Genomic DNA, 23,771 nt, shown 5'->3' with positions numbered 1-23,771 from the left:
ATTAGTATTTGTATTTGTCCTTCCAGTTTTGTTTCAATTTTTCTCTCATTTTTTCTTCTGCCGGATTTTTACCAGGGTCGTAAAGCTTAGTACCACTTAGTTTTTCCGGTAGATATTCTTGCGCTTCGAAGTTACCATCATAAGCGTGAGAATATTTATAGTCAGCACCATAGCCAATGTTTTTCATCAACTTTGTTGGCGCATTACGCAAATGCAGTGGAACTGGCAAATCTCCAGTTTCTTTTACTAAAGCTTGAGCATGGTTTATAGCCATATAAGAGGCATTACTTTTTACTGACGATGCCATGTAAGTTACGCATTGCGAAAGAATTATACGACTTTCGGGAAAACCAATTACGTTAACCGCTTGGAAACAATTGTTTGCTAATAACAGTGCATTGGGGTTGGCGTTGCCGATATCTTCCGATGCTAAAATCACTAACCTACGGGCAATAAACAGCGGGTCTTCACCGCCTTCAATCATCCTCGCCAACCAGTAAACTGCCCCGTTTGGGTCGCTACCGCGGATGGATTTGATAAATGCTGAAATGATATCGTAGTGTTGTTCGCCAGCTTTGTCGTACAGTGCAAGATTTTGCTGTGCATGGGCTAACACGTTTTCGTTGGTCAGCTCAATTTTATCTCCGCCAATGCCGTTAATCGCAATTTCTAAAACGTTAAGCAACTTCCTAGCATCGCCACCACTTAAACGGATTAAAGCTTCATGTTCTTTAATCTTTATTTTCTTTTTTGAAAGAATTTCATCTTTTGTGATGGCTGTGTTTAATAAGCCCACCAATTCTTCTTCCGTTAAATTTTGGAGAATGTAAACTTGGCAGCGAGAAAGCAAAGCTGATATGACTTCGAAGCTTGGGTTTTCTGTAGTTGCGCCAATTAGTGTAACCACACCTCGTTCTACAGCCCCCAACAAACTATCTTGCTGTGATTTACTGAAACGATGTATCTCGTCGATGAAAAGTACCGGCATCCCCATGAAACCACCCTTTAACGCTGCAGCTTTGTCAATGACTTCGCGGACATCTTTTACGCCAGAGTTAATAGCACTTAATGCAAAAAAAGGTCGGTCTAAGTTTTGAGAAATGATAGTGGCTAAGGTAGTTTTTCCAACGCCTGGAGGTCCCCAGAAAATCATGGATGGTATACGACCGCTTTCAATCGCTTTGCGCAGCACCGCACCTTCGCCCACCAAATGCTTCTGCCCTACGTATTCATCCAAGTTTTTTGGGCGTAATCTTTCGGCTAATGGTGGAAGGTTCTGCATTTTTTAAAGGTAAGAAATTTAGCTAAAAACTTTAAAACATTCTCTATCTATAGCCTAAAACAAAAACCCTTGCGTCATTTCGAACGCAGAGAGAATTGAAAATCAACGAAAGTTAAATCTCAGATTTTGTCTTTTAATTCTTAAGCTTAATATTAGATTTCTCCTCGTTCCTCGTCGAAATGACGTTAGACAAATCTTACTCAGCTTTCGCTGGAGCTGCTCCCTGTGGTTTAGGTTTCTTCTTAAAAAACTTCTTCTTCTTTTTAAAAGACTTCTTCTCTCCTACAGGTTCATCTTTTGGCGCCTCGCCTAAATGTTCTGGCAAAGGCATTCTTTCAATTTGGCGCTCAATTAGCTTTTCGATATTTGCTAAACGACGTTTGTCTTTTCCATTAACCAAGGTAATTGCAGTACCAGTAGTGGCTGCTCTTGCCGTTCTTCCAATTCTGTGGATATAATCTTCAGGGTCTTGCGGTGCGTCGTAATTAATTACCAAATCAATTCCAGTTACATCTATACCACGACTCAAAACATCGGTACCAATGAGCACGTTCAGTTTATCGTTTTTAAAATCGAGCATAATGGCTTCGCGTTCCTTTTGTTCTAAATCGCTATGAAATGCTGCTGCTTTTAAACCTAATTTTTTAAATACTTTTCCAAGCTCTTTTACCTTTTCCTTGCGACCTGCGAATACAATGATGCGGTTGTAAGTTGCCGATTTTAGCATTTCGGTTAACAAAGGGACTTTTTGGTCGTCGTGAATTAGATAAACCTGTTGGTTAATTCCTTCGGCTGGTTTAGAAATAGCAAGGCTGATTTGCTCTGGCTCATTCAAAAGTGTACTTGCCAGTTTTCTAATTTTCGGAGGCATAGTAGCCGAAAACATCACGGTTTGGCGTTTTTTGGGCAGATAGCCTACAATTTTCATAATGTCATCGTAGAAACCCATATCTAACATTCTATCTGCTTCATCTAGTACTAAATGTTCTAGCTTATCCATTTTGAGCACGCCAGAAGCCAAGTGAGAGATTAATCTTCCCGGAGTAGCAATAATAATGTCTACACCTTCTCGCATTGAGCGTTTTTGTTGCTCGTAAGCTACGCCATCGCCGCCACCAAAAACCGTTAAGGAACTGATGTTTGTGAAGTAAGAAAGTGCTTCTACCTGTAAATCTATTTGTTGTGCCAACTCTCTGGTTGGTGTTAAAATAAGCACACTGTTGTGGCGATCGTGCTTGCTGGTAAGTAGGTTCATGATAGGCAGTAAAAAAGCACCTGTTTTACCTGTACCGGTTTGAGCACAGGCAATTAAATCTTTACCTGCTGTAATTATCGGGAGCGCCTGTTGCTGTATTGGAGTAGCATTTTTGAAGCCCATTGCTAGCAGGCCTTCTAAAAGCTCCGCATTAAATCCAAATTCTTTAAAATCCAATTGATGTTTTTAATAATAGTATAAAAGTATTGTTAAATAGAGGGAAAACCAAATTGTACTTAATCGGTATAGCCTATTTTTGTCGATCTTCTTTCAGAAAATGCTGATAAAATTGACAAAGTTTGCCTAGGATTTATCTCGTAAAACAGATGCTGATCTGAGCCAAGCGGTAAACCACGCAGGATTTCCCCACTACGGCCGAAATGACGGCGTTGGTTTATTCTTAATGTGTAAGTAAACAATATGACAATAAAACAATTCCTCCAACCGTAATAATCGCTAATATTGCAGCAATGAACAATAGCCTTTATAACCCCTTCAAAACTTTCGATTTTAGGAACGATAAATGTTTCTTAAGTGGCAATCCAACATCGCCTTTGGCTATCCGAGTACTCCCAGATTGGTTGTTAAATATGGCAAACCTTACTGGCGATGAAGCTATAAAATTGCTAGACGAGAGCATTAGAAGCTACAAAAGCTTGGTAGTTCCTGCAAGTGCCGAAATTTACACCGAAGCTATTTTGCCATTAGAGCAGAAAATTGAAACTGCATTTGAGCAAGGATATAAAGGCGTGTCGGCTCTGCCAGAGGTAGAGCTTTTTCAATGGGTAGGTAAATTGATGTACAGTTTTTTGTATATCGAAATGCAGGGCGCTATTCGTTTAAACCAATTAAGTGGTGATGGAATGAACATGTCGCAGGGTTTGATGCACAAGTTCGGCAACTTGCATTTAATGCTGCAAAGCATCTTCAAGGAAGTAGAGTTCGAGGAGTTTATACCTTGGTCTATCGTTGTTGTTCCACTAGAAAATGTCGAAACAGGGTTTAGCTTCAGGGACGAAATCAATACTTTGATCTTCTCTTTAAAATTTAAAGATTTTGGTATTGTAGCTTGTTTGCAAGATAATGGCACTAATAAAAGATATCATCAACAACTGTTAGATTTCATCAAAGACAAGCCCTTAACCGACCAACAGTTTGAGGAATTGGCCGCACGTTTCTTTTACTCTACCTATTTGTTCAATCGCTTGCCAGAATATAATGTGATCGAAGCTAACGGCGTAGCTTATATTGATCCAATGCCGCTGCGTGGTATCCAAAATAAACCGTTGTTCGACGAATGGCAGCATAAAACCTACGGCCAGGTGCTAGAAAACTTTTGGAAGCCTTATGAACTAACTTTATTCGAAATCATTAAAGATCCTAAAGCGCCGTTAAGCTTTTTTGAGCAGCCTTTTTTACCTGCTACCAATTAGGTACTGAATACCTAATGTAAGTTTTTCAATAAAACTAGGGATAATGTTGGGAACAAAGATGACAGTGAATACTAGTCCGGTTAAAGCTCCAAAAAAGTGTGCATCGTGTCCAATATTATCTTGCCCGTTTTTTGCCATGTACCAAGAATAATATAAGTAAAGCACAGCGAACAAAATAGCAGGCATCGGAATAAACATCACTAATAAAAGTGTAGTTGGCTCAAACAAAATATAACTAAACAGCACAGCACTTATTGCTCCCGAAGCTCCCAAACTATGGTAACCATAATTTTCTTTGTGCTTAATTAATGAAGGAATATCACTTAAAATTAGACCTAAAAAATAGAGCAGGCCAAATTGCCAATGTCCAATCATTACTTCTAGCTTAAAGGCAAAGAAATAAAAAGTAAACATGTTAAAGAACAAGTGCATCCAGTTTGCATGTATCAGTCCGCTTGTAACAAACGTATAAATTCTATAGCCTTTACTTACCGAGTAGGGATGGAATATGAACTTGCTTAATAACTGCGGATTGTTGAAAGCGTAAATGCTGGTAATTAAAGTAAAAACAAAAATGATTGAAGCTACAGGCATAGCATTCCAGTATTCTAATAGCATAGTTATTTAATATCTAGTTTTATATCTTTTACCAACCTCCCAATTGGGTAGCGCATAAAAGTTGGCTCAAAATAATCAGAATTTTTATAAATAAACTCTAATTGCGCATAAGCACTTTTCGTCACTTCGGTGTTTTTAGTTTTTTCATCCTTTAATTTTTGTTTTAAGGATGGATTTTTCTCCAATAATTCTGCGGCGGTGTCCTCAAATATGTAAGATGAGAAATGTTCCTTCTGACCTAAGATCGAATCGAAGAAATTCCAATTAAAAAACGAATCGGGAGCCTGCGGTTCTAGGGTTTCTACGATGTACCTGTTAGTTTTCTGATTAACATAAACCACGTAGTCTCCAGTGTAAAAATTAATAGTTTGTGTTCTCGGTTCAACCTTAACTGCCGAATGCAAATAATGCCCTTCAAAAGGTCGTTGAGCAGTCTTCATATCAACGATATAGTACATTTCCGTTTCAAGTTTCACATCACTTTTCAGCTCGTTTACCTTTACATTGTTCAATTTTAGTAATCTTATCACTTTGTCCCAAGCTTTTGGAATGATATACGCAATAGGCTTATCAACACGAAGTGCCGGCTCAAAATCATTCCACTGTTTAATGGTTTTATTGTAGGGTTCATTGCGATCGTAATATAATCTATCCAAGCCACTTACTTCGCTAGGCTTGTATTTTGCAGCAAAGCCTTTAAACTCAATTTCATCAAATTTTTCTCTATTCAGCTTCCAATCTAGGGTAAAAGTTTTTTGGTTGGCAACAGCGTCATCAGCCTTTGCTTTATTTTCACCAATTATTTTGGCGTCTCTTTCAACAATGTTGATATAAGTTTGCAATAGCTTATAAGTAGATTCTACACGTTTGTCATAAGGCTTCAGCATGTGCGTTTCTGGCATAAAGCCGATGGTGTTGTGCAACGCCGCATAACCAGTGCTATATCTAGGAATTTCCATAAAACCACTAATGCCATTATCAGGAATTTCTTTGACAGAATTTACGTAAGGGATTAATTCAAATCCCTTGGTCTTCATTTCCGAATACAGGTAGGGCAGCATGGTTTTGGTAAGATAACCTGCCAAAGTTGCGTTCAACTTATCCTTTTGTGTAGGTATCAAAGTCATGGTGTACTGATAATCTGCACCGTTACTCGTATGGGTATCTACAAAAATTTCGGGTTTCCATGTATTGAATATCTCTTGAAAAGTAGCAGAGTTTTTAGAGTCTGTTTTAATAAAGTCACGGTTAAGGTCGTAGTTTCTACTGTTACCCCTAAAACCGTAAGCCTGTGGGCCGTTTTGATTAGCTCTTGAGGTGCTTGTTCGGTTAAAGCTGCCATCGATGTTATAAACCGGAATGATGCAGATTACTAGGTTTTGTGGCAGACTTTTTTGTTGTAGCAAATCTCTTGCTAGCATCATGCTGGCATCAATGCCTTCTGGTTCTCCAGGGTGAATTCCGTTGTTAATGAGTAGAACTCGCTTATCTGCCGCTTTAATTTGAGCAGGCTCGAATATTCCGCTCTTACTCAATACCAACACATGTAGTGGTTTGCCGAAATCGGTTTGTCCGTAAGTCAGCAGCTTAGCCTGACTGGGATGGTTCTTTGCTAATTGTTGATAATGAGCAATTGCTTCATCGTAAGTAGCAGTAGCTTTTTTACCACTTTTTTCGTAGGAAGTGAGTTGCGCAAAAGCATTCATATAGGTAAAAACAAAAGTTAGTAACAGAAATATCCTCATCAGTTAATGATTTAGATATAAAAATAGCTTTTGTTTTTAGAAGAACCGGATTGTATCCTAAATTTTCGAAAGATTATCTAATTGATTTCCCAGTTAATCCTTTAGGACCAAAAGTGTATTTAAATCCAATAGACAAAAAGTTGTAGATATCTGGAGCACTACCAATATTTCTACGGATAGTTTGCGTGTCATCATAACCGTCAAGACCTTCTCCAAAAGTCCAGTTTGCCTGGTAGTTGATGTTAAAGATATATCTTATGTCGCCCCATCCATCAGGCAGATAAAAATCTATACCAACATTAATGGGAACAATAAGGCCAGAACTTACATCTTTACCTGGGAACGGATAAAGAGTTCCATCTGGGTTGGTCTTCACCCTAACAATCTCATTCATGTTGTTTTTAATCATCCCAACGCCTGTACCCAGGTAAAAACCTTTCGTATAGTTTAAGAAGTCGCTGTAATAAAAATCCGTAAACTCACCCGCTCTAAACTTGGCATTAACCATAAATGCTTGGTAGGCGTTGGTAAATTCTTTTAGATGATCTTTGTTTCTATCGCCACCTTTTAGCAAACCCATCTGAGCTTCTAAACCTGCGGTGATAAATGGAGTGAAATGATAATCTAAATTGACCGCACCTCCGTAAGCAGGCTTTCCTTTTACATCCGCAAAAGTGTAATTGCCACCGGCACTAGCGCCTAAACTTAATCTATAAAAATTTGATTGACCAAATGCTGAAACCGTAAAGAATACAAGTATTAGAGCGAAGTAACGTTTTTTCAAGTTATTATAAATTAAGTGCTTGCTATACAAAAGTATAATCTTTATTCAAAAAAATAAACAATATCTTTGAATTTATGCAAAATATTCAAATTAATGGTATTTCTGTAGCTGAGAGGTTTATGAAATACGTAAAAATAGATACCCAATCTGACGCGTCTTCACCAACTACTCCTTCAACATCTAAACAGAAAAATCTAGGAAAGATATTGGTGGAAGAATTACTGGCAATTGGTATAAATGATGCTCATTTAGATGAACATGGCTATGTTTATGCCACAATTCCAGCGACTACCGACAAAACGGTTCCGGTAATTTGTTTCTGCTCACACATGGATACTTCTCCAGATAGCAGTGGCGAGAATGTAAAACCAATTGTTCATAAAAATTATCAGGGAGAAGATTTAGTGCTGCCAGATGATAATAATATTGTCTTGAGACTTTCGGAGCACAGAGATTTGAAGAACCAAATTGGCAACGATATCATCACTGCAAGTGGCCTAACTCTATTAGGTGCAGATAACAAAGCCGGTGTTGCCGAAATTATGGAAGCAGCTACTTATCTAGTTCAAAATCCTCAAATTAAACATGGAACTATTAAGATACTATTTACACCTGACGAAGAAATTGGCAGGGGAGTAGATAAAGCTGATTTGAAAAAATTAGGCGCTGAGTTTGCCTACACAATTGATGGTGAAACACTAGGTTCGATAGAAGATGAAACTTTCTCTGCCGATGGCGCCAAATTGGTGATTAACGGTGTAAGTGCACATCCAGGCTTTGCCAAAGGAAAGATGGAAAGTGCCATTAAGATTTTAGCAGATGTGATTAGCGCATTGCCAAAGGATCGATTAAGTGCAGAAAGTACTTCGCAAAAAGAAGGGTTTATTCATCCAGTGGGGATGAGTGGAACTGCCGAGCAAGCAGAGGCTAGCTTCATTCTTCGTGATTTTGATAATGATTTGTTAAAAGCTCACGGCGAAACTTTAGATGGTATCGTGAAGGAAGTAATGAAAGCCTATCCAAAATCGAGTTACACATTGACTATTAAGGAGCAATACCGTAATATGAAAGAGGTGTTGGACAAATACCCACAAATTATGGAAAATGGCATTGAGGCATTGAAAAGAGCAGGTCTTAACCCAATCACCCGTAGCATTAGAGGCGGTACCGATGGTTCACGTTTATCTTTTATGGGTTTGCCATGTCCAAACATTTTTACTGGCGGACACGCATTTCATGGTAAACAAGAATGGGTTGCTGTACAAGATATGATAAAAGCTGTAGAAACTATTGTGCATTTAACGCAAGTTTGGGAAGAAAGGGCGTAATCCGCACGTTGTCACACTGAGCTTGTCGAAGTGTTGTTGCATACGCTTCGACAAGCTCAGCCTGACACAAAGTTTTAAGTTCAATTACAAAGTTAATTGAGCCAAATATTGGTCTTGCTCGTCCACATAAACAATCTTACAATTCCAGCCATGCTGTTTGCTTAAACGCTGCAGTGTGGTTGGGTCTATGTATAGCCAATTAAACCAATTTCCTTTTTCATTTTTATATTCGTAGCAATAACTGATTTCGCCAAAATATTGATTAGTCGGCATCGGCATATCATCGTATAGATAAGAAATATCCGAACTGTCGAAAAGTAACTGACCTTTCGGGTTTAAGATTTGTTTAGCGGTTTCTAAGAAGTCTTCAAAACCTTGTAAAGTTCCAGTTAAACCAATCCCATTCATCAAAAACAGTAAGGTGTCGTACTTTTCCTTTATTTGGAAAAAATCTTGTAATTGCGGATTTTTTACACCTCGCTCTTGCATAATTTGAACTGCAATTGGAGAGATATCTATGGCGGTTACATCAACCTTCTTTTTATCGAGTAGTAGCGCATGACTACCTACACCGGCGCCAACATCAAGCACTTTCCCTCTGCAAAGACCTAATGCTTTAAGCTCAATTTCGGGCATATCATCTTCACCACGAAAGAAAACCTCAATTGGCATTTCCTCAGGTTCGTCGTAAGAATTGTGAAGCCATAAAATTTCCGCCTTGCCGGATTGGTGAAAATCTAAAAGGGCATTTCCATAAATATCCATGTGTCAAAGATACGGAAATGCCCTTTTTAAATAATGTGTCGTCTGTTAAAACTGATGCTGAAATAAATTCAGCATGACGAATTGCAACACAATTATGCTTTTATTCTTTCTGCTTGTTCTTTTACCATATCGGCAACACCAGCTAATTTATCTTTAGATTTATCGAATAAGTCGCAGAACCAATCTCCAACTTTATCTTTCATGTCGCTATTCTTATCCGATGATAATACCATCGCCACTACTGCGCCTAAAGCTATTCCAGCTAATACACCACCTAATATTTTTGTTTGCTTTGTCATAATTAATGTCTTTTATTAATTTAAAAACGATGGGATGGAAAGAATGTTTTAAGGTTTTTGAGAAAAGTTAGAGCTATTGTTTGTGGTGAACGTAAATCGTCGGTCATTTCGACTGCTCCTGGTAGTCATTCCCGCGTAGGCGGGAATCTTAATAAGTTAGATATTCCTATTAATTGCTTTACGATTCCCGCCTACGCGGGAATGACGGGAGCGTTACTGCAAACTACAAAAAACAAAAAATCCCCAAGCCTAATTAAAGATTTGGGGATTGATATTAAAAACTTTGTCAAACTTATTTGCATCATTTACTAAGTTTGACAAAGGTAGAATTGTATTAAACTTATACTTCCTCTTCGCTAATGAATTTTGCAGATAAATAATCTCTGTTCATACGAGCGATGTTCTCTAGCGAGATACCTTTTGGACATTCAGCCTCGCAAGCACCAGTGTTGGTACAGTTACCGAAACCTTCTTCGTCCATTTGAGCTACCATGCTTTGTACACGACGGTAACGTTCTGGCTGACCTTGTGGCAATAAAGCCAACTGAGATACTTTTGCCGAAACGAAAAGCATTGCCGAAGCATTTTTACAAGTAGCCACACACGCACCACAACCAATACAAGCAGCAGCTTCGAAAGCAGCATCTGCTTTAGCTTTAGGGATAGGCAGTGCGTTTGCATCTTGTGCGTTACCAGTGTTTACCGATACGAAACCACCAGAAGCAATGATACGGTCGAAAGCAGAACGATCTACAGCTAAATCTTTGATTACTGGGAATGCTTTTGCTCTCCAAGGCTCAACAACAATCGTGTCACCATCTTTGAACGAACGCATATGCAACTGGCAAGTAGTTACCAAGTCTTTTGGTCCGTGAGGTTGCCCGTTGATGAACATTGAACACATACCGCAGATACCTTCTCTACAATCGTGGTCAAATACAACCGGCTCTTCACCTTTGTTAATTAGTTGTTCGTTTAAAACGTCAAACATCTCTAAGAAAGACATGTCTGGAGAAATCTCGGAAAGCTTATAATCAACCAATTTACCTGCTGATTTGCTATTTTTTTGACGCCAAACTTGTAGCGTTAAATTCATGTTTCCTGTACTCATCTCTGCTACTATTTATAATTTCTTTGTGCAACCTTAATGTTCTCGTAGTTCAATTCTTCTTTGTGCAATTCGAATTCACTTACGCCTTTGTATTCCCAAGCAGCAACGTATGCGAAGTTTTCGTCATCACGTTTAGCCTCGCCTTCTTCGGTTTGGTGTTCCTCTCTAAAGTGACCGCCACAGCTTTCTTCTCTGTTAAGGGCGTCTTTACACATCAATTCACCTAACTCAATAAAATCTGCTACGCGGTGTGCTTTTTCTAACTCAGGGTTAAATTCATCTGCCGAACCTGGAACTTTAACTTCAGCCCAGAACTCTTTACGTAAATCCTGAATTTCTTTGATTGCTTGAGTTAATCCTGCTGCATTACGAGCCATACCACATTTTTCCCACATGATGTGGCCTAATCTTTTGTGGAAATGGTCTACAGATTTAGTTCCGTTAATGCTTAAGAACTTATCGATAGTTGCTTTTACTTCATTTTCAGCCTCCACAAACGCAGGGTGGTCTGTAGGAATTGGCTTAGTTGCAATCTCTTTAGATAAATAAGAACCGATAGTGTAAGGCAATACGAAATATCCATCTGCCAAACCTTGCATTAATGCAGATGCACCTAAACGGTTAGCACCGTGGTCTGAGAAGTTAGCTTCACCAGTACAGTACAATCCAGGAATGGTTGTCATTAAATCATAATCAACCCAAACACCACCCATGGTATAGTGTACTGCTGGGTAAATACGCATTGGTGTTTCGTAAGGATTTTCACCAGTAATTTGCGCATACATATCGAACAAGTTACCGTATTTCTCTTTGATAACTGCAGTTCCTAAACGCATACAAGTTTCCTTGTCAGGATTATGGTTACCAGCTTTTGAAGCTTCGATACGACCATAACGCTCCGTATTTGCTTTGAAATCCAAGTATACCGCCAATTTAGAACTACCTACACCGTAACCAGCATCGCAACGCTCTTTAGCTGCACGAGAAGCCACATCACGAGGTACCAAGTTACCAAAAGCAGGGTAACGACGCTCTAAATAATAATCTCTTTCGTCTTCAGGAATATCCGAAGCTTTACGAGTGTCATCTTTCTTTTTAGGAACCCAAATACGACCATCGTTACGCAACGACTCCGACATCAAGGTTAATTTCGATTGGTGATCTCCAGAAACTGGGATACAAGTAGGGTGAATTTGCGTGTAACAAGGGTTAGCAAAGAAAGCTCCTTTTTTGTGTACTTTCCAAGCTGCAGTAACGTTACTTCCCATCGCATTGGTAGACAAGTAGAATACGTTTCCGTAACCACCAGTACCTAAAACCACTGCATGACCGAAATGACGCTCTAACTCGCCTGTAATTAGGTTACGAGCAATAATACCACGAGCTTTGCCATCAATCACTACAACATCAAGCATTTCGTGACGAGTGTACATTTGTACTTTACCCATACCAACCTGACGCTCTAACGCTGAGTAAGCACCCAACAATAACTGCTGACCAGTTTGACCTGCTGCGTAAAATGTACGTTGAACTTGTGTACCACCGAATGAACGGTTATCTAACAAACCACCATATTCACGAGCTAAAGGCACACCTTGAGCCACACATTGGTCGATAATGTTTGCACTTACCTCAGCTAAACGGTGTACGTTCGCTTCGCGTGCTCTATAATCTCCACCTTTAATGGTATCGTAGAACAAACGGTAAGTACTATCACCATCATTTTGATAGTTTTTTGCAGCATTGATACCACCTTGAGCCGCAATAGAGTGCGCTCTACGAGGTGAATCTTGGAAGCAAAAACATTTTACTTTGTAGCCCATTTCTGCTAATGTAGCCGCTGCAGAAGCACCCGCTAAACCAGAACCCACTACAATTACCTCTAAACTTCTTTTATTCGCTGGGTTAACCAATGGAATAGAAGACTTATATTTTGTCCACTTTTGGGTCAATTCGCCCGCAGGGATATTTGAATTTAATTTCGACATTTACTTAATCCTTTTAATTAAACGTTTCGGTTTAGCTAACCCAACCAAAATAGATTGCGATTGGCATTAATGCAAAAATGATAGGAACAATGATTGAGAACCATACGCCTACTGTTTTTACAACTGGTGTCCATTTTTTGTGGTTCCAGCCCATCGTTTGAAAAGACGATTGAAAACCGTGTAACAAGTGATATCCTAAAGAAATTACACCCAAAACATAAACAGCAACCACCCATTCTTCTTGGAAAATCATCACAATGTTTTGGAAAGTGTTATGCTCTTGGTGTGTATAAACAGACACTTTTGTAGGCCACCAGAAGTGATAAAGGTGTAATACCAAGAACATCAAAATTAATGTACCCAGTAAACCCATGCTACGAGAATACCATTTACTATTAGCCTGCGGCTTGTTGTAGGCATATTTCTCAGGTCTTGCCGCATTATTTTGCGACGTTAACATAATCGCCTGAACAATGTGCAAGATAATTCCTAAGAATAATCCAACTTCCATGATACGGATTACAATGTTGTGCGCCATAAAATCGGCCGCTACATTGAAGGTCTCTCCACCATCATTTAAAAAAATTAGTGCATTTATAGATACGTGAACAATAAGAAACGAAATCAAAAACAGACCCGTTAATCCCATTACAAACTTCTTACCTATAGACGACGTAAAAGCTTTACTTAAACTACTCATTAGATTGTTTATTTATATTACTAGTGTGCAAAGTTATCTAAAATATGAAAACTTATGAGGAATAAAACTTACAAAAAAACGACAAATCGACAATTTAGAAACGTTCTAATTAAAATAGTCTTTTGGCAACGTTTGCGCTTGTAGTTGAAGCAGTTAAATTTTAAAATTTGAGAAATATTTCATCAGAGCACATAGCCCTGCTTTCAAGATTTTGTGTAATTGGAATCTAGGACTTGATTATTCTCTAATCTAGTACCTACTATAGAAAGTCGAAATTTGATCTACCAGCTGTGCATAAATAGGCTTGGTAAACTCAACGAACAAATTTCCGGGCGGCGGCGGCATTACCTCTCTTTTTCTGGTTAGCGCATATTGCTGATTACTCAGTGCTCTCTCATCACCCCTAAAAGATGCCCAACTGTCTACCCAAACGTAGGTTCCAGGAAGCTTTCTGTTTTGCAGCAATTTATTAGTGCTCAGATCAACTATCGCGACATTTAACAAGCCCGAAGAAGAAACCTGTTTTTCGAAAACGCTGTAGGTGGCTTTTACTGTTCCATAAATTTTCCCACGTCTATTCTCACCAATCACTACGCTGTCTTTTTGCAACTTCTCTACACGCTCTTTTACGTAGGTTTGCCCAACAATGAAATCATCAAAATGTAGTTCTACCAGCTGATCGGGTCTAACTTTTTGTTTATTAGCCTCTTGCTCGGTGTAAAAGCGCACAAAGGTATTTCCCCTGTAAGTGGCTAAATAATTAGCTACTTGCTGTTGAAAATAGTCGTTACTTAACCTATAGGTGTTGCTATTGATGATGGCTGGCTGCACTACCACTTTCAAAACTGCAGCCCAATAAGCATCTTCAATTTTTTCCTTCACACCTCTTAAAGATGGATACAAACTTTCAGCTTTAAGAAAATGGTTGTAAGCTACTTTTGCACTTTGACGGTTGTTCTCCCTCAATGCTCTCTCGCCTAGCAAATAACGAGCTTCGGCAGCCTGATACTTAGAATCTTCAAACTCCTTTACATACTTAGGTGGATTTGGCACTAAGGTTAAGCAGGTTGGACAAGCGTTCACTTCATCACTGAGTTGGTTGATCCTTTGGTAGCGATATAAAATACTTTCCCATTTTAGGGCATCGGCCGAAACCTTTGCTTCATCGATTTTTCTCAAATGTGTTTTCAGTGCTAAATCAAAAGCAACGGGTAGCACTTGCGTTGCTTCCTTATTTTGTGGCGAACTTCTCAAGCGGTCTACAGCTTTAGAAACCGCAGCATCGTAATCGCCTTTTTGTAATGCATTTTTTCCTGTGGTACATCCAACAAAAAGTATGGATAAGTAAAGAAAATACCGTAATCTTGAAATCGTATTCATGGCCGTAAATTTAGCGTGAGAGCGTAAGAGCGTTTTGCAAATATAGCGCAAGGCTATTAAACCTTTTAATGATTTAGACGATATAAAATGAAAATTAGTTGCAAGGAGTTCGACTTAGAATTGAAACATGCTTTTTCGATTGCAAAATTTACCAGAACTAGTACACCTTTACTTCTTTTAAAAGTTGATTACGAAGGAAAAACTGGCTATGGCGAGGCAAGTATGGTGCCTTACATGGGCGAAAGTTACGAGACCGCAAACGCTTTTTTGAAGAAGGTTGACTGGAACCGTTTTGTATTCCCTTTTGACTTTGCCGCACTTATTGAATATTTAGATAGTCTTGCTCCTGGAAATCCCGCCATTAAAGCTGCCATTGATATTGCACTTAACGATTTAAATGGTAAGCTTCAGGATAAACCTTGCTACGAAATTTATGGTGCCGACCCTAACAAAATGCCCGTAACTTCTTTTACCATTGGTATTGACACACCCGAAGTTTTACGCAAAAAACTGGAAGATGCTAGAGACTTCAAAGTAATTAAGGTAAAACTTGGCAGAGATAACGACAAAGAGATTATTGAAACCATCCGCAGTGTTACCGATGTACCTTTATATGTTGATGCCAACCAAGGCTGGAATGATAGAGCTAAAGCCATTGATTTAATTTACTGGCTGCACAACCAAGGCGTGGTTTTAATTGAACAACCAATGGACAAACATGATTTGGATGGCAATGCTTGGCTAACCGAACGCAGTCCAATTCCGTTGTTAGCTGATGAGGCAATGCAACGCTTAAAAGATTTGGACAGCTTGAAAGGCGCATACCATGGCATTAACATTAAGCTGATGAAAAGCACAGGAATGTACGAAGGTCACCAAACTATTCTAAAAGCTCGCCAACTGGGCATGAAGGTTTTAATTGGTTGTATGAGCGAGACTTCTATTGCAACTTTAGCAGGAGTTCATTTAGCACCACTTTGCGATTGGGCAGATTTAGATGGTCCTTTCCTAACCGTTAACAACCCGTTTGCACAACCTAAATTTGTTGATGGCAAATACATTTTAAACAATTTACCAGGCTTGGGATTGACGGGAATTAAGGAAGGTTTGTTTGGGTAACAAAAAGAACTTAACAGCTGATTTAGCTCTATTACAACGGACTAAATCAGTTCTAAAACATTACTAACATGCTAAAATTACCTAGCTTTATTTCTAATTGATTTTATAGTATGTTGTTATTCCTCGACATTTATTTAAGTCCAATGTTAAAATTAAATATCTGTTACTACTGATAGAGCAATTTAAAATTGCTGCTTTTCATAGGCATTTGATTATGCGATCATTTTCTCAATAGTTGTATCTACCTTTCAAAGGTATTCCCAAAAACATTTGCTCAAAAAATACCCTACAAAATATTTAGGGTAAAGGTGTGATAACTAAAATAAAAAATCTGTTATTTTAGCTCTATATAACCTATGAAATAATGAAAAAAGCAACTGGACAAGTAATTAAGGCTTTTAGGAAGCACCTTAGTTACACCCAAGAATTTGTAGCTAAACAGCTAAATATTACTGTAGAAACTATGGCCAACATAGAAAATGGTAGGGTAAGTATAGACATACAAAGACTCTATGAATTAAGCCATATTTTTAAAATACCTCTTAAAGATTTGGTAACCTTGGCTTCAGAAATACTAGAAAAAGGGAATGATGAAGGACTTGTACCAGCAGTGAAGTACCTTAAACAAATCAATTACGAACTTGAAGAAATAGAACTTTAGAATAAGCAGAAAAGCCATCAAAATCTGATGGCTTTTCTGCTTATTTTTTCGGAGGTCCTTGTCTAAATTCTTTGTTCAGTTCTTTAATCAATTTTACCTTAAAGAACAGAAAAGCAGCTAGCACAGCCACTAGGAAAATAGAAATAAGCGGACTTTTGTTTTCATATGCCCAAAATGCGCCAATAATACAAAGTATCATTGCCAAATTGTAAAAGGCATTTAAGAATATCTTTTTCTTCATTTTTTTTGAATAATTAAATGAGAAAATGACTAGGTGATGAAGTGCTCTATTCAATCATCTTGTCATTTTCTCATTCAAAACTTAATATACTGGCATATTCGGATCAAAAGCTTCTTGCCAAGCTAAAATACCACCCTTTAAATTGTGTAAATTATCAAAACCATGCACTTGCTCTAATTGCATAATAGCTGCCGCACTACGTTTACCGCTACGACACTGCACAATTACAGGTTTATCTCTATCAATTTTATCAGCTTCAATTAAAATACCACCCAAAGGGATATTCAAACCATCTAAATTAGAGGTTTCATATTCGAAAGTCTCTCTAACATCAATTAATTGAAAAGGCTCGTTATTATCTATTTTTTGTTTTAAGTCTTGTACTGTAACTTCTTTCATTTCTAAAGGTTTTTATCAAAGATACGAATTACGGCATTAATTAATTTAAGTACAATGTTACCACGGGATTTTTACTTTTCTGGTACGCTTTAACCAGCCCACATATTAATTTTCTTACAACTGTAACATTTGAGATTACCAGTCGTTTAACTATAGATATTTTAATCTGGTTAACAATGAATAGCATTTCTCGCTTCCTCTGGTTTTGTTCTGGCGCTCATATTTCAACGTTAGAAAAACATCCAACAGATCATAATAAATACATAGGTATTGGGGCTACCATTTTCTTTACGGGCCTTTTTGCAGCTTTATCTGGCGGTTATGCCATGTATTTTGTTTTTAAGGGGGGAGATTTTGCTTGGCTATTCTCGATATTCTTTGGTCTTATTTGGGGATTAGCCATCTTTAATATGGACCGCTACATTGTTGGTAGTTTAGACAAAAATGCGAGTAGCAAGAAACAGCTACTGCAGGCAACTCCTCGTATTTTGCTTGCCGTTATGATCGGTATTGTGATTTCACGACCATTAGAATTGAAAATTTTCGACAAAGAAATTAAAGAGAAGCTGAAAGTAAGCTATTTGAACGGTCAGCGTTCAAAAATTGATACTTTAAACAAAGCCTTCGACAAAAAATATACCATTGAAATTGGTAAGCTGAATGACTTGAAAGCGCAACGCGACTCGCTAGCCGCTGCAATTAAAAGTGACAGACAAAAGTTGAACTACGAGATTTTTGGTAATAAGACTACCGAAACTTCTGGCGTAATGGGATACGGCCCTTACGCTAAACGAAAGGAAGCCGAACTTAAACAACGGGAACAAAACCTTGATACGCTTACTGCCGACGTTAGGCAGATGGAAAAATTTGTGGATGGCCGCAAACAGTTCGACGGGCTAATGAGCGAAAAGCTTTTTACTTCTAAACAGTTAGATAGTTTGGCAAACATTGCTGGTTTTGCTGATAGAAATTGGGCTTTGGGGCAACTGAGCTTTAATGCTGATGGGTCAAAGGATTTTAACACAGCTATGGCGGTTACCTTTATAGGTTTGCTTTTTATATTCTTTGAGTGTTTGCCTGTTTTTGTAAAACTGATGAGTGCTAGAGGTTCTTATGATCACGCCGTTGAAAACGCGGAAAAAGTTCAGATGCACTTATCTGACAAAGACCGAGATATGGAAATTACAGTAGCGGACCAGATACAAGATACTCGTGTAGGAATTAGGGCGCAACAGCGAGTTGACGAGCTGCGTGGGGAGTAATTTTGAAGTCGCAAATTGCGACCTCAAAATATTTGTATATTTGGTTTACCTATGACAGCCAAACAACTATTCACTTCCATATCAGATGATATTGTAGTCAACAAAATTTACGAGATTATAAATCAAAAAGTAATGCTAGATAGCGATTTGGCATAACTTTACGGTGTCGAAACAAAAACTTTAAATCAGGCGATCAAACGAAATACGGAAAGATTTCCTGAAGATTTTATGTTTCGTTTAAGTGAATTTGAATGGAAATCTTTGAGGTCACAATTTGTTACCTCAAAAATAGGACGAGGAGGGCGGCAATATTTACCGAACGTTTTTACCGAACACGGCGTACTCATGCTTTCTAGTGTACTCAACAGTCCGCAAGCGGTACAAGTAAACATTCAAATTGTTAGGATATTTACGCGATTAAGAAATTTACTCAGCGAGCATACTGAAATTAAACTCGAGATAACCGATATCAAAAAACACCTACAAAATCACGACAAGAACATCGAACTCGTTTTTAGCTATCTAGACAAACTCATTGATAAGCAAGCAGAGCCTAGAAAACGAATCGGCTTTAAACCGGATGACCTTTAGCCATCCCTTTTCCAAACAAAGCTTTATATTTGATGTTAATCACATAACAATCAACTAAATATCACCCTAAAAACATGAAAAAATCAATGTTAGCTGCAGGTTTATCGGTATTGTTTTTTACCGCCTGCAACACTGAAAAAAAAGACAATACCTCAGACAGTACTGTGGTAGATACTACCGTAGTAAATACCGACACCATTGCTAAACCCGTAGACTCTGCGGCAATGATGAAAGCTTGGGAAACTTATATGAAACCTGGCAACGAACATCAAATGCTAAGCAAATCTGTAGGCAATTGGGAAGCTGCAATTTCATTTTATGCACCTGATGGTTCAGTAGCTTCTACCAGTCCGGGCATTAAAGCAGAAACCAAAATGGTGTTGGGAGATAGGTATCAACAATCTACCTACAAAGGAGATATGAACGGAATGCCGTTTGAAGGAATGAATACCATCGCTTTCGATAATTCTAGAAAAGTATACATCAGCACTTGGATAGACAATATGGGAACTGGCTTAATGTATTCGGAAGGCACCTTTACCGAAGCCAAGAAAACAATGATTTTTAAAGGTACCGCAACAGATGCAGTCTCTGGAAAACAAATTCCTTTTAGAGAAGTCTTTACTATCATAGATGACAACAACCAGCTAATGGAAATGTACGACACCAAAGATGGCAAGGAAGCAAAAACGATGTCAATTAAGTTGGTACGAAAATAATAAACGAAACTACTGAAATGGAAAGCCTATCAATCGATGGGCTTTTTTTGTGAGCTACGAACTTGAAAACAAAGCTTTTTATCAGTTCCACCGTAATAAAATGCTCACAAATCAGAATATTTACAGTCGAAGTATTAACTTCATATCCTAAACTTAGGCAAATGAAGAATTATATCCTAGCAGCACTTCTTGTTGGTGCTGCAGTGAACCTAAAGGCACAGCAAGAAATCAGTTACGAAGTTAGCTTTCCAAATGCCGTGCATCACGAAGCAGAAATCAGCATGACTATTCCGAACGTACCAACAAATGTTCCACTACGGGTTCGTTTTGCTCGTTCATCTCCGGGCAGATACGCTACACACGAGTTCGGCAAAAATGCTTATCGCCTAAAAGCTTTCGATGCCAATGGAAAAGCCCTAGCTTTAAAGCAGCCAGCTGGCGATGTTTTTGAAATTGCCAAACCGAGCAGCAAGGTTAAAATTACCTACACCCTTTTTGGAAATTGGATTGATGGTACTTATGCTGGTTTCGACGAAACTCATGCTCACATGAATATTCCAGCAGTTTTTGCTTTCCCAGTGGAGATGGACAGACGTGCAAGAACCGTTAAATTTAACTATAACGGCAAAGCCGATTGGAAAGTAGCTACACAACTGAAACCTTTGGGCAACGGTGTGTATCATGCCAAAGATTTCCAATATTTTATGGATAGCCCAATAGAAATATCGGCCTACCAAGCGGCAAGTTTCGAGGTTAAAAACAGCGATGGCAAAATACAAACCATCCACTTAATGGCACATTCTGACGATGACGAAATGAGTGTTTTTAATTATGCTAATATGCTTAAAAAAGTAGTGGATGAGCAGAAAGCCATATTCGGAGAACTTCCTAATTTTGATTTTGGGCACTACTACTTTTTGCATTGTGTGCATCCAAGTTACGCTGGCGATGGCATGGAACACCGAAACTCGACTGTAATTGTACAACGTACCCCAAAAATTGGTGGAAACGAAAGTAATTTGCTGGGCACTTTTTCACATGAGTTTTTTCACGCTTGGAATGTAGAACGTTTACGCCCTAAAACCTTAGAACCTTTTAATTTCACCCACTCCAATGTTAGTGACGAACTTTGGTTTGCAGAAGGTTTTACCCAATATTACGGCAATTTAACCTTAAAAAGAGCAGGCTTCAGAACCTTAGAAAGTATTACGAGAACATTAAATGGATTGGTAAATGCAGTTAGCAATTCTCCAGGCGCCAAGAACTTTTCACCTATACAAGCAAGTAGGTACGCTGTTTTTGCAGATGCTGGTGTAGCTGTAGATCAAACTAATCAGCAAAACATTTTCACTTCTTACTATACTTACGGTGCAGCAGTGGCCTTAGCATTAGATTTACGTTTGAGAAGTGATTTTAACCTGAGTTTAGACGATTATATGAAAGCACTTTGGAAAACCTACGGAAAGCCAGAAATTGCCTATACCATCCCAGATTTAGAGAAATCATTGGGCAGCTTAACTAAAAATCCAACTTTTGCTTCCAAATTTTTCAAAGAATTTATCTACTCAACCAATAAGGAAGATTATGCATCACTATTCCTAAAAGCCGGACTAGTTTTACGTAAAGAAAAAGCAGGAAAAGCTTTCAGTGGCATCAGTCGTTGGAACGAGAGTGAAGGCAAACTAACCGTGCCTGCTACTTTAGTCGGCACACCTGCTTACGCCGCTGGTTTAGATCTCAATGATGTGATTTTAAAAGCTGATGGTGTTGATATCAAAACTGCCAAAGATTTCGACGTTGTTGTAGAAAAACATCAACCAGGTGAAACAATTGAACTAACTTACAGTCGAAAAGGCGTGGAAAGAACAACCAAGCTAACCTTCGTTGAAAACCCAACGTTAGAACTGCTGCCAATTGAAAACACTGGCGCAACTTTAACACCAGCAATGAAAACCTTTAGAGATAAATGGCTAGAGAGTGCAGTTAAATAAGTACTATAACGAGAATAAAAATCTGCGATTGCAATCCGCGGGAAATAAAATCTGAATACCAATATCTAAAATTATAAAAATGAAGAAAACCATATTCGCTATCGGATTAGCAGTTGCCTCACTAACGGCAAAAGCCCAAAACATCGATAAAATTATCACTAAAGATTACGTAGATCACTTGATTAAAACATTAGCAAGTGATGATATGCAAGGACGTCGTACGTTTACACCTGGCATCGAGAAAGCGGCAACTTTTATAGAAAAAGAATTTACTGCAATTGGCTTAAAACCACTAGACGGACAAAAAGGCTATCGCCAAACTTTCTATAAATATCAACTTAAGCCTGTTTCTACTAAAGTAACAATTGATGGACAAGTAATTGCTGATGAAAATGTTTTAGTGTACGGTAACAAATCAGAAAACCTTTCATTTGACCAAAGCAACAGCGATGGCTGGATCAAGTTAGATGAGAGCAAAGATTTTATCAGCCAATTTAGAACCTTAGCCCGCAGCGGAAAAAGACAATTGGTATTGGTAGATATGAAGTTTGTAGATGCTTTTAAACGCATAAAGGGAATGGTTGGCAGAGAAGCAATTTTAGACGAAGCTGATTTGAAAAGCGATAAAAATCCGGCGGTAGTTTTTGTATTAGATAAAGAAAACGCTAGTACTTTTACCGTAGAATTAAAAAATTCGGTTACCAAAATGCCTTTATTTAATGTTGCTGGCGTAATCCCTGGCAAATCTAAAGCTAAGGAGTTGGTTATTTTCTCTGGTCACTACGATCACATGGGTATTGTTGCCCCTAAAAATGGCGATAGCATCATGAACGGTGCCGACGATGACGCATCGGGAACTTCGGCGGTAATCGCTTTGGCCAAATACTACAAAAAACTGAATAAGAACGAACGTACTTTAATCTTTGTGGCTTTTACAGGTGAGGAGCTGGGGATGTTAGGTTCTAAATATTTCTCTGAACAATTAAACCCAGATGAAGTAGTGGCCATGTTTAACATCGAAATGATTGGAAAAGATAGCAAGTTTGGTAAAAACACGGCTTTCATTACTGGTTATGATAAATCTGATTTGGGAACGATCTTACAAAAAAATCTACAGGGAACTGAGTTTATGTTCCATCCAGATCCGTACAAAGAGCAACAGTTATTCTACAGAAGCGACAATGCGACATTAGCTGCTTTGGGCGTTCCTGCACATACGATAAGTACAGATCAAATAGATTCTGATCCTCATTATCACCAAGTTACAGATGAGTACAAAACATTGGATGTAGAAAATATTCTATCAACCATTAAAGCCATTGCAAAAAGTGCGGTTAGCATTATTAGCGGAGCTGATACGCCAAGCAGAATACCGAAGTTGAAGTAGTTTAATTTCGTCATTTCGATGAAGAATGAGGAGAAATCTATTAGTTAGTTTAGCTCCCTCTCCATTACATAATCATTCATATAGAAACCGTTGCCAATATCTAGGTTAACGGTTTCTTTTATTTTAAAGCCAGTTTTCCAAGAAACCACACTCCAAAAAGCTATAATTCATTGATTTTTAAAAACTTATAGTTAGTTTAGCTTAAACAAGCTAAAAATCTATCCTCGCTGTAGCTCTCCGTTTTTGTCTACACTTAGTCTCTTTCTCAATTAAATTAACCTTTTAAGCCATTTAAGTTTATGAAAACGCCTAGCCCTCGTAAACATGCTGTTTTTTAGCGAATTACTGAGGTATATTAAAAGCATTATGTAATTTATCTCCTTTAAAAAACCTAATCTATAACCTCTTTAAACAAAATTTTATGAAAAAACTTGTTACACTAGTTTTTATATTTTTGGTAATAAATGCATCTGCACAGCTCGACAAGGGCGTATGGCTGGTAGGCGGAACCGGAAACCTGTTGGCTTAAAAAGTTGAATATACAAGTCTTTACAGTTCTTATTCTGCTGATCGGCTTAATATTAGTGTTTCACCAAATGTTGGGTACTTTCTTGCGGATAAATTTGCCCTAGGTATTAAATCCAGTTATACAAAGAGAAAAGAACGGCAAAGTCAGGGTATATTTGCTAATGAAAATAGGTTTTTATTAGGTC

The 23,771-nt window shown here is 38.2% G+C and carries 21 protein-coding genes and 1 pseudogene; 9 read left to right on the top strand and 13 right to left on the bottom strand.

Features of this window, described 5'->3' with window-relative positions; translation table 11 throughout:
• Position 1 precedes the first annotated feature (1 nt).
• Together AC23ME_RS03455 and AC23ME_RS03450 are read right to left on the bottom strand one after the other, a co-directional pair.
• The gene (locus tag AC23ME_RS03455; protein WP_487726346.1) at positions 2-1,282 is read right to left on the bottom strand and encodes a replication-associated recombination protein A; all 1,281 of its coding nucleotides are present in this window, start codon (positions 1,280-1,282) and stop codon (positions 2-4) included.
• A gap of 196 nt (positions 1,283-1,478) precedes the next feature.
• Positions 1,479-2,714 carry a DEAD/DEAH box helicase gene (locus AC23ME_RS03450; protein ID WP_487726345.1) on the bottom strand — a complete coding sequence of 412 codons (1,236 nt, stop codon included), beginning with the start codon at positions 2,712-2,714 and terminating at the stop codon, positions 1,479-1,481.
• 293 nt (positions 2,715-3,007) lie between these two features.
• On the opposite strand from AC23ME_RS03450, the gene AC23ME_RS03445 reads away from it, so the two are divergent.
• Entirely contained in the window at positions 3,008-3,970 is a 963-nt protein-coding gene (locus AC23ME_RS03445) for a hypothetical protein (protein WP_487726344.1), read from the top strand.
• Here the strand turns inward: AC23ME_RS03445 and AC23ME_RS03440 are convergent.
• The 3 genes from AC23ME_RS03440 to AC23ME_RS03430 form a co-directional block, all read right to left on the bottom strand.
• Positions 3,953-4,588 (bottom strand): rhomboid family intramembrane serine protease, encoded by a 636-nt coding sequence (locus AC23ME_RS03440; RefSeq protein WP_487726343.1) that lies wholly within the window; start codon positions 4,586-4,588, stop codon positions 3,953-3,955. The genes AC23ME_RS03445 and AC23ME_RS03440 overlap by 18 nt on opposite strands.
• 2 nt (positions 4,589-4,590) lie before the next feature.
• Positions 4,591-6,333, bottom strand: a complete 1,743-nt coding sequence (locus AC23ME_RS03435) for a M14 family metallopeptidase (protein WP_487726342.1) — start codon at positions 6,331-6,333, stop codon at positions 4,591-4,593.
• Between the two features lie 73 nt (positions 6,334-6,406).
• Positions 6,407-7,117, bottom strand: coding sequence for a hypothetical protein (locus AC23ME_RS03430; RefSeq protein WP_487726341.1), 711 nt, complete (start codon positions 7,115-7,117; stop codon positions 6,407-6,409).
• 74 nt (positions 7,118-7,191) lie between these two features.
• Between AC23ME_RS03430 and pepT the strand changes: the two genes are divergently transcribed.
• The gene (gene pepT, locus AC23ME_RS03425) at positions 7,192-8,445 is read left to right on the top strand and encodes a peptidase T (RefSeq protein WP_487726340.1); all 1,254 of its coding nucleotides are present in this window, start codon (positions 7,192-7,194) and stop codon (positions 8,443-8,445) included.
• A gap of 84 nt (positions 8,446-8,529) precedes the next feature.
• On the opposite strand, the gene AC23ME_RS03420 is transcribed toward pepT, so the two are convergent.
• From AC23ME_RS03420 to AC23ME_RS03395, 6 genes are all read right to left on the bottom strand, one after another.
• Positions 8,530-9,210: a class I SAM-dependent methyltransferase gene (locus AC23ME_RS03420; RefSeq protein WP_487726339.1), complete on the bottom strand. Its 681-nt coding sequence runs from the start codon at positions 9,208-9,210 to the stop codon at positions 8,530-8,532.
• Between the two features lie 92 nt (positions 9,211-9,302).
• A complete protein-coding gene (locus tag AC23ME_RS03415) occupies positions 9,303-9,509 on the bottom strand; it encodes a YtxH domain-containing protein (RefSeq protein WP_487726338.1) in 207 nt (68 codons plus the stop codon).
• Positions 9,510-9,849: 340 nt separating this feature from the next.
• Positions 9,850-10,620 carry a succinate dehydrogenase/fumarate reductase iron-sulfur subunit gene (locus AC23ME_RS03410; protein ID WP_487726337.1) on the bottom strand — a complete coding sequence of 257 codons (771 nt, stop codon included), beginning with the start codon at positions 10,618-10,620 and terminating at the stop codon, positions 9,850-9,852.
• Between the two features lie 8 nt (positions 10,621-10,628).
• Entirely contained in the window at positions 10,629-12,608 is a 1,980-nt protein-coding gene (locus AC23ME_RS03405; RefSeq protein ID WP_487726336.1) for a fumarate reductase/succinate dehydrogenase flavoprotein subunit, read from the bottom strand.
• 31 nt (positions 12,609-12,639) lie between these two features.
• Entirely contained in the window at positions 12,640-13,308 is a 669-nt protein-coding gene (locus tag AC23ME_RS03400; RefSeq protein WP_308848675.1) for a succinate dehydrogenase cytochrome b subunit, read from the bottom strand.
• A 249-nt stretch (positions 13,309-13,557) separates the two neighbouring features.
• Positions 13,558-14,688: a hypothetical protein gene (locus tag AC23ME_RS03395; protein WP_487726335.1), complete on the bottom strand. Its 1,131-nt coding sequence runs from the start codon at positions 14,686-14,688 to the stop codon at positions 13,558-13,560.
• Between the two features lie 87 nt (positions 14,689-14,775).
• Here AC23ME_RS03395 and AC23ME_RS03390 point away from each other — a divergent pair, with 87 nt between their 5' ends.
• Together AC23ME_RS03390 and AC23ME_RS03385 are read left to right on the top strand one after the other, a co-directional pair.
• Positions 14,776-15,807 (top strand): dipeptide epimerase, encoded by a 1,032-nt coding sequence (locus AC23ME_RS03390; protein WP_487726334.1) that lies wholly within the window; start codon positions 14,776-14,778, stop codon positions 15,805-15,807.
• 364 nt (positions 15,808-16,171) lie between these two features.
• Positions 16,172-16,468 carry a helix-turn-helix transcriptional regulator gene (locus AC23ME_RS03385; RefSeq protein WP_487726333.1) on the top strand — a complete coding sequence of 99 codons (297 nt, stop codon included), beginning with the start codon at positions 16,172-16,174 and terminating at the stop codon, positions 16,466-16,468.
• A 40-nt stretch (positions 16,469-16,508) separates the two neighbouring features.
• On the opposite strand, the gene AC23ME_RS03380 is transcribed toward AC23ME_RS03385, so the two are convergent.
• Together AC23ME_RS03380 and AC23ME_RS03375 are read right to left on the bottom strand one after the other, a co-directional pair.
• The gene (locus AC23ME_RS03380) at positions 16,509-16,709 is read right to left on the bottom strand and encodes a DUF6358 family protein (RefSeq protein WP_487726332.1); all 201 of its coding nucleotides are present in this window, start codon (positions 16,707-16,709) and stop codon (positions 16,509-16,511) included.
• A gap of 81 nt (positions 16,710-16,790) precedes the next feature.
• Positions 16,791-17,108 carry a rhodanese-like domain-containing protein gene (locus AC23ME_RS03375; RefSeq protein ID WP_097133211.1) on the bottom strand — a complete coding sequence of 106 codons (318 nt, stop codon included), beginning with the start codon at positions 17,106-17,108 and terminating at the stop codon, positions 16,791-16,793.
• 176 nt (positions 17,109-17,284) lie between these two features.
• On the opposite strand from AC23ME_RS03375, the gene AC23ME_RS03370 reads away from it, so the two are divergent.
• The 5 genes and pseudogenes from AC23ME_RS03370 to AC23ME_RS03350 all read left to right on the top strand — a co-directional run bounded on the left by AC23ME_RS03370 (position 17,285) and on the right by AC23ME_RS03350 (position 23,058).
• Positions 17,285-18,370, top strand: a complete 1,086-nt coding sequence (locus AC23ME_RS03370; protein WP_487726331.1) for a DUF4407 domain-containing protein — start codon at positions 17,285-17,287, stop codon at positions 18,368-18,370.
• A gap of 168 nt (positions 18,371-18,538) precedes the next feature.
• Positions 18,539-18,961, top strand: a pseudogene (locus AC23ME_RS03365) (ORF6N domain-containing protein); the annotation flags it as partial.
• A gap of 74 nt (positions 18,962-19,035) precedes the next feature.
• A complete protein-coding gene (locus AC23ME_RS03360) occupies positions 19,036-19,680 on the top strand; it encodes a DUF1579 domain-containing protein (RefSeq protein WP_487726330.1) in 645 nt (214 codons plus the stop codon).
• A 161-nt stretch (positions 19,681-19,841) separates the two neighbouring features.
• Complete coding sequence (locus tag AC23ME_RS03355) at positions 19,842-21,671, top strand: M61 family metallopeptidase (protein ID WP_487726329.1); 1,830 nt, start codon at positions 19,842-19,844, stop codon at positions 21,669-21,671.
• Between the two features lie 79 nt (positions 21,672-21,750).
• On the top strand, positions 21,751-23,058 hold the full coding sequence (locus AC23ME_RS03350; RefSeq protein ID WP_487726328.1) for a M20/M25/M40 family metallo-hydrolase: 1,308 nt from the start codon (positions 21,751-21,753) through the stop codon (positions 23,056-23,058).
• Positions 23,059-23,771: the final 713 nt, after the last annotated feature.

The sequence above is a fragment of the Pedobacter sp. T50_32 genome (assembly GCF_057652195.1).
This window is presented reverse-complemented; position numbering and strand designations above follow the sequence as displayed.

Coding starts and splice junctions, on each gene's coding strand:
- pepT (WP_487726340.1), top strand. CDS start 7,192: ATGCAAAATATTCAAATTAATGGTATTTCTGTAGCTGAGAGGTTTATG.
- AC23ME_RS03390 (WP_487726334.1), top strand. CDS start 14,776: ATGAAAATTAGTTGCAAGGAGTTCGACTTAGAATTGAAACATGCTTTT.
- AC23ME_RS03360 (WP_487726330.1), top strand. CDS start 19,036: ATGAAAAAATCAATGTTAGCTGCAGGTTTATCGGTATTGTTTTTTACC.
- AC23ME_RS03400 (WP_308848675.1), bottom strand. CDS start 13,308: ATGAGTAGTTTAAGTAAAGCTTTTACGTCGTCTATAGGTAAGAAGTTT.
- AC23ME_RS03440 (WP_487726343.1), bottom strand. CDS start 4,588: ATGCTATTAGAATACTGGAATGCTATGCCTGTAGCTTCAATCATTTTT.
- AC23ME_RS03370 (WP_487726331.1), top strand. CDS start 17,285: ATGAATAGCATTTCTCGCTTCCTCTGGTTTTGTTCTGGCGCTCATATT.
- AC23ME_RS03355 (WP_487726329.1), top strand. CDS start 19,842: ATGAAGAATTATATCCTAGCAGCACTTCTTGTTGGTGCTGCAGTGAAC.
- AC23ME_RS03380 (WP_487726332.1), bottom strand. CDS start 16,709: ATGAAGAAAAAGATATTCTTAAATGCCTTTTACAATTTGGCAATGATA.
- AC23ME_RS03410 (WP_487726337.1), bottom strand. CDS start 10,620: ATGAGTACAGGAAACATGAATTTAACGCTACAAGTTTGGCGTCAAAAA.
- AC23ME_RS03445 (WP_487726344.1), top strand. CDS start 3,008: ATGAACAATAGCCTTTATAACCCCTTCAAAACTTTCGATTTTAGGAAC.
- AC23ME_RS03375 (WP_097133211.1), bottom strand. CDS start 17,108: ATGAAAGAAGTTACAGTACAAGACTTAAAACAAAAAATAGATAATAAC.
- AC23ME_RS03415 (WP_487726338.1), bottom strand. CDS start 9,509: ATGACAAAGCAAACAAAAATATTAGGTGGTGTATTAGCTGGAATAGCT.
- AC23ME_RS03405 (WP_487726336.1), bottom strand. CDS start 12,608: ATGTCGAAATTAAATTCAAATATCCCTGCGGGCGAATTGACCCAAAAG.
- AC23ME_RS03455 (WP_487726346.1), bottom strand. CDS start 1,282: ATGCAGAACCTTCCACCATTAGCCGAAAGATTACGCCCAAAAAACTTG.
- AC23ME_RS03435 (WP_487726342.1), bottom strand. CDS start 6,333: ATGAGGATATTTCTGTTACTAACTTTTGTTTTTACCTATATGAATGCT.
- AC23ME_RS03385 (WP_487726333.1), top strand. CDS start 16,172: ATGAAAAAAGCAACTGGACAAGTAATTAAGGCTTTTAGGAAGCACCTT.
- AC23ME_RS03395 (WP_487726335.1), bottom strand. CDS start 14,688: ATGAATACGATTTCAAGATTACGGTATTTTCTTTACTTATCCATACTT.
- AC23ME_RS03420 (WP_487726339.1), bottom strand. CDS start 9,210: ATGGATATTTATGGAAATGCCCTTTTAGATTTTCACCAATCCGGCAAG.
- AC23ME_RS03350 (WP_487726328.1), top strand. CDS start 21,751: ATGAAGAAAACCATATTCGCTATCGGATTAGCAGTTGCCTCACTAACG.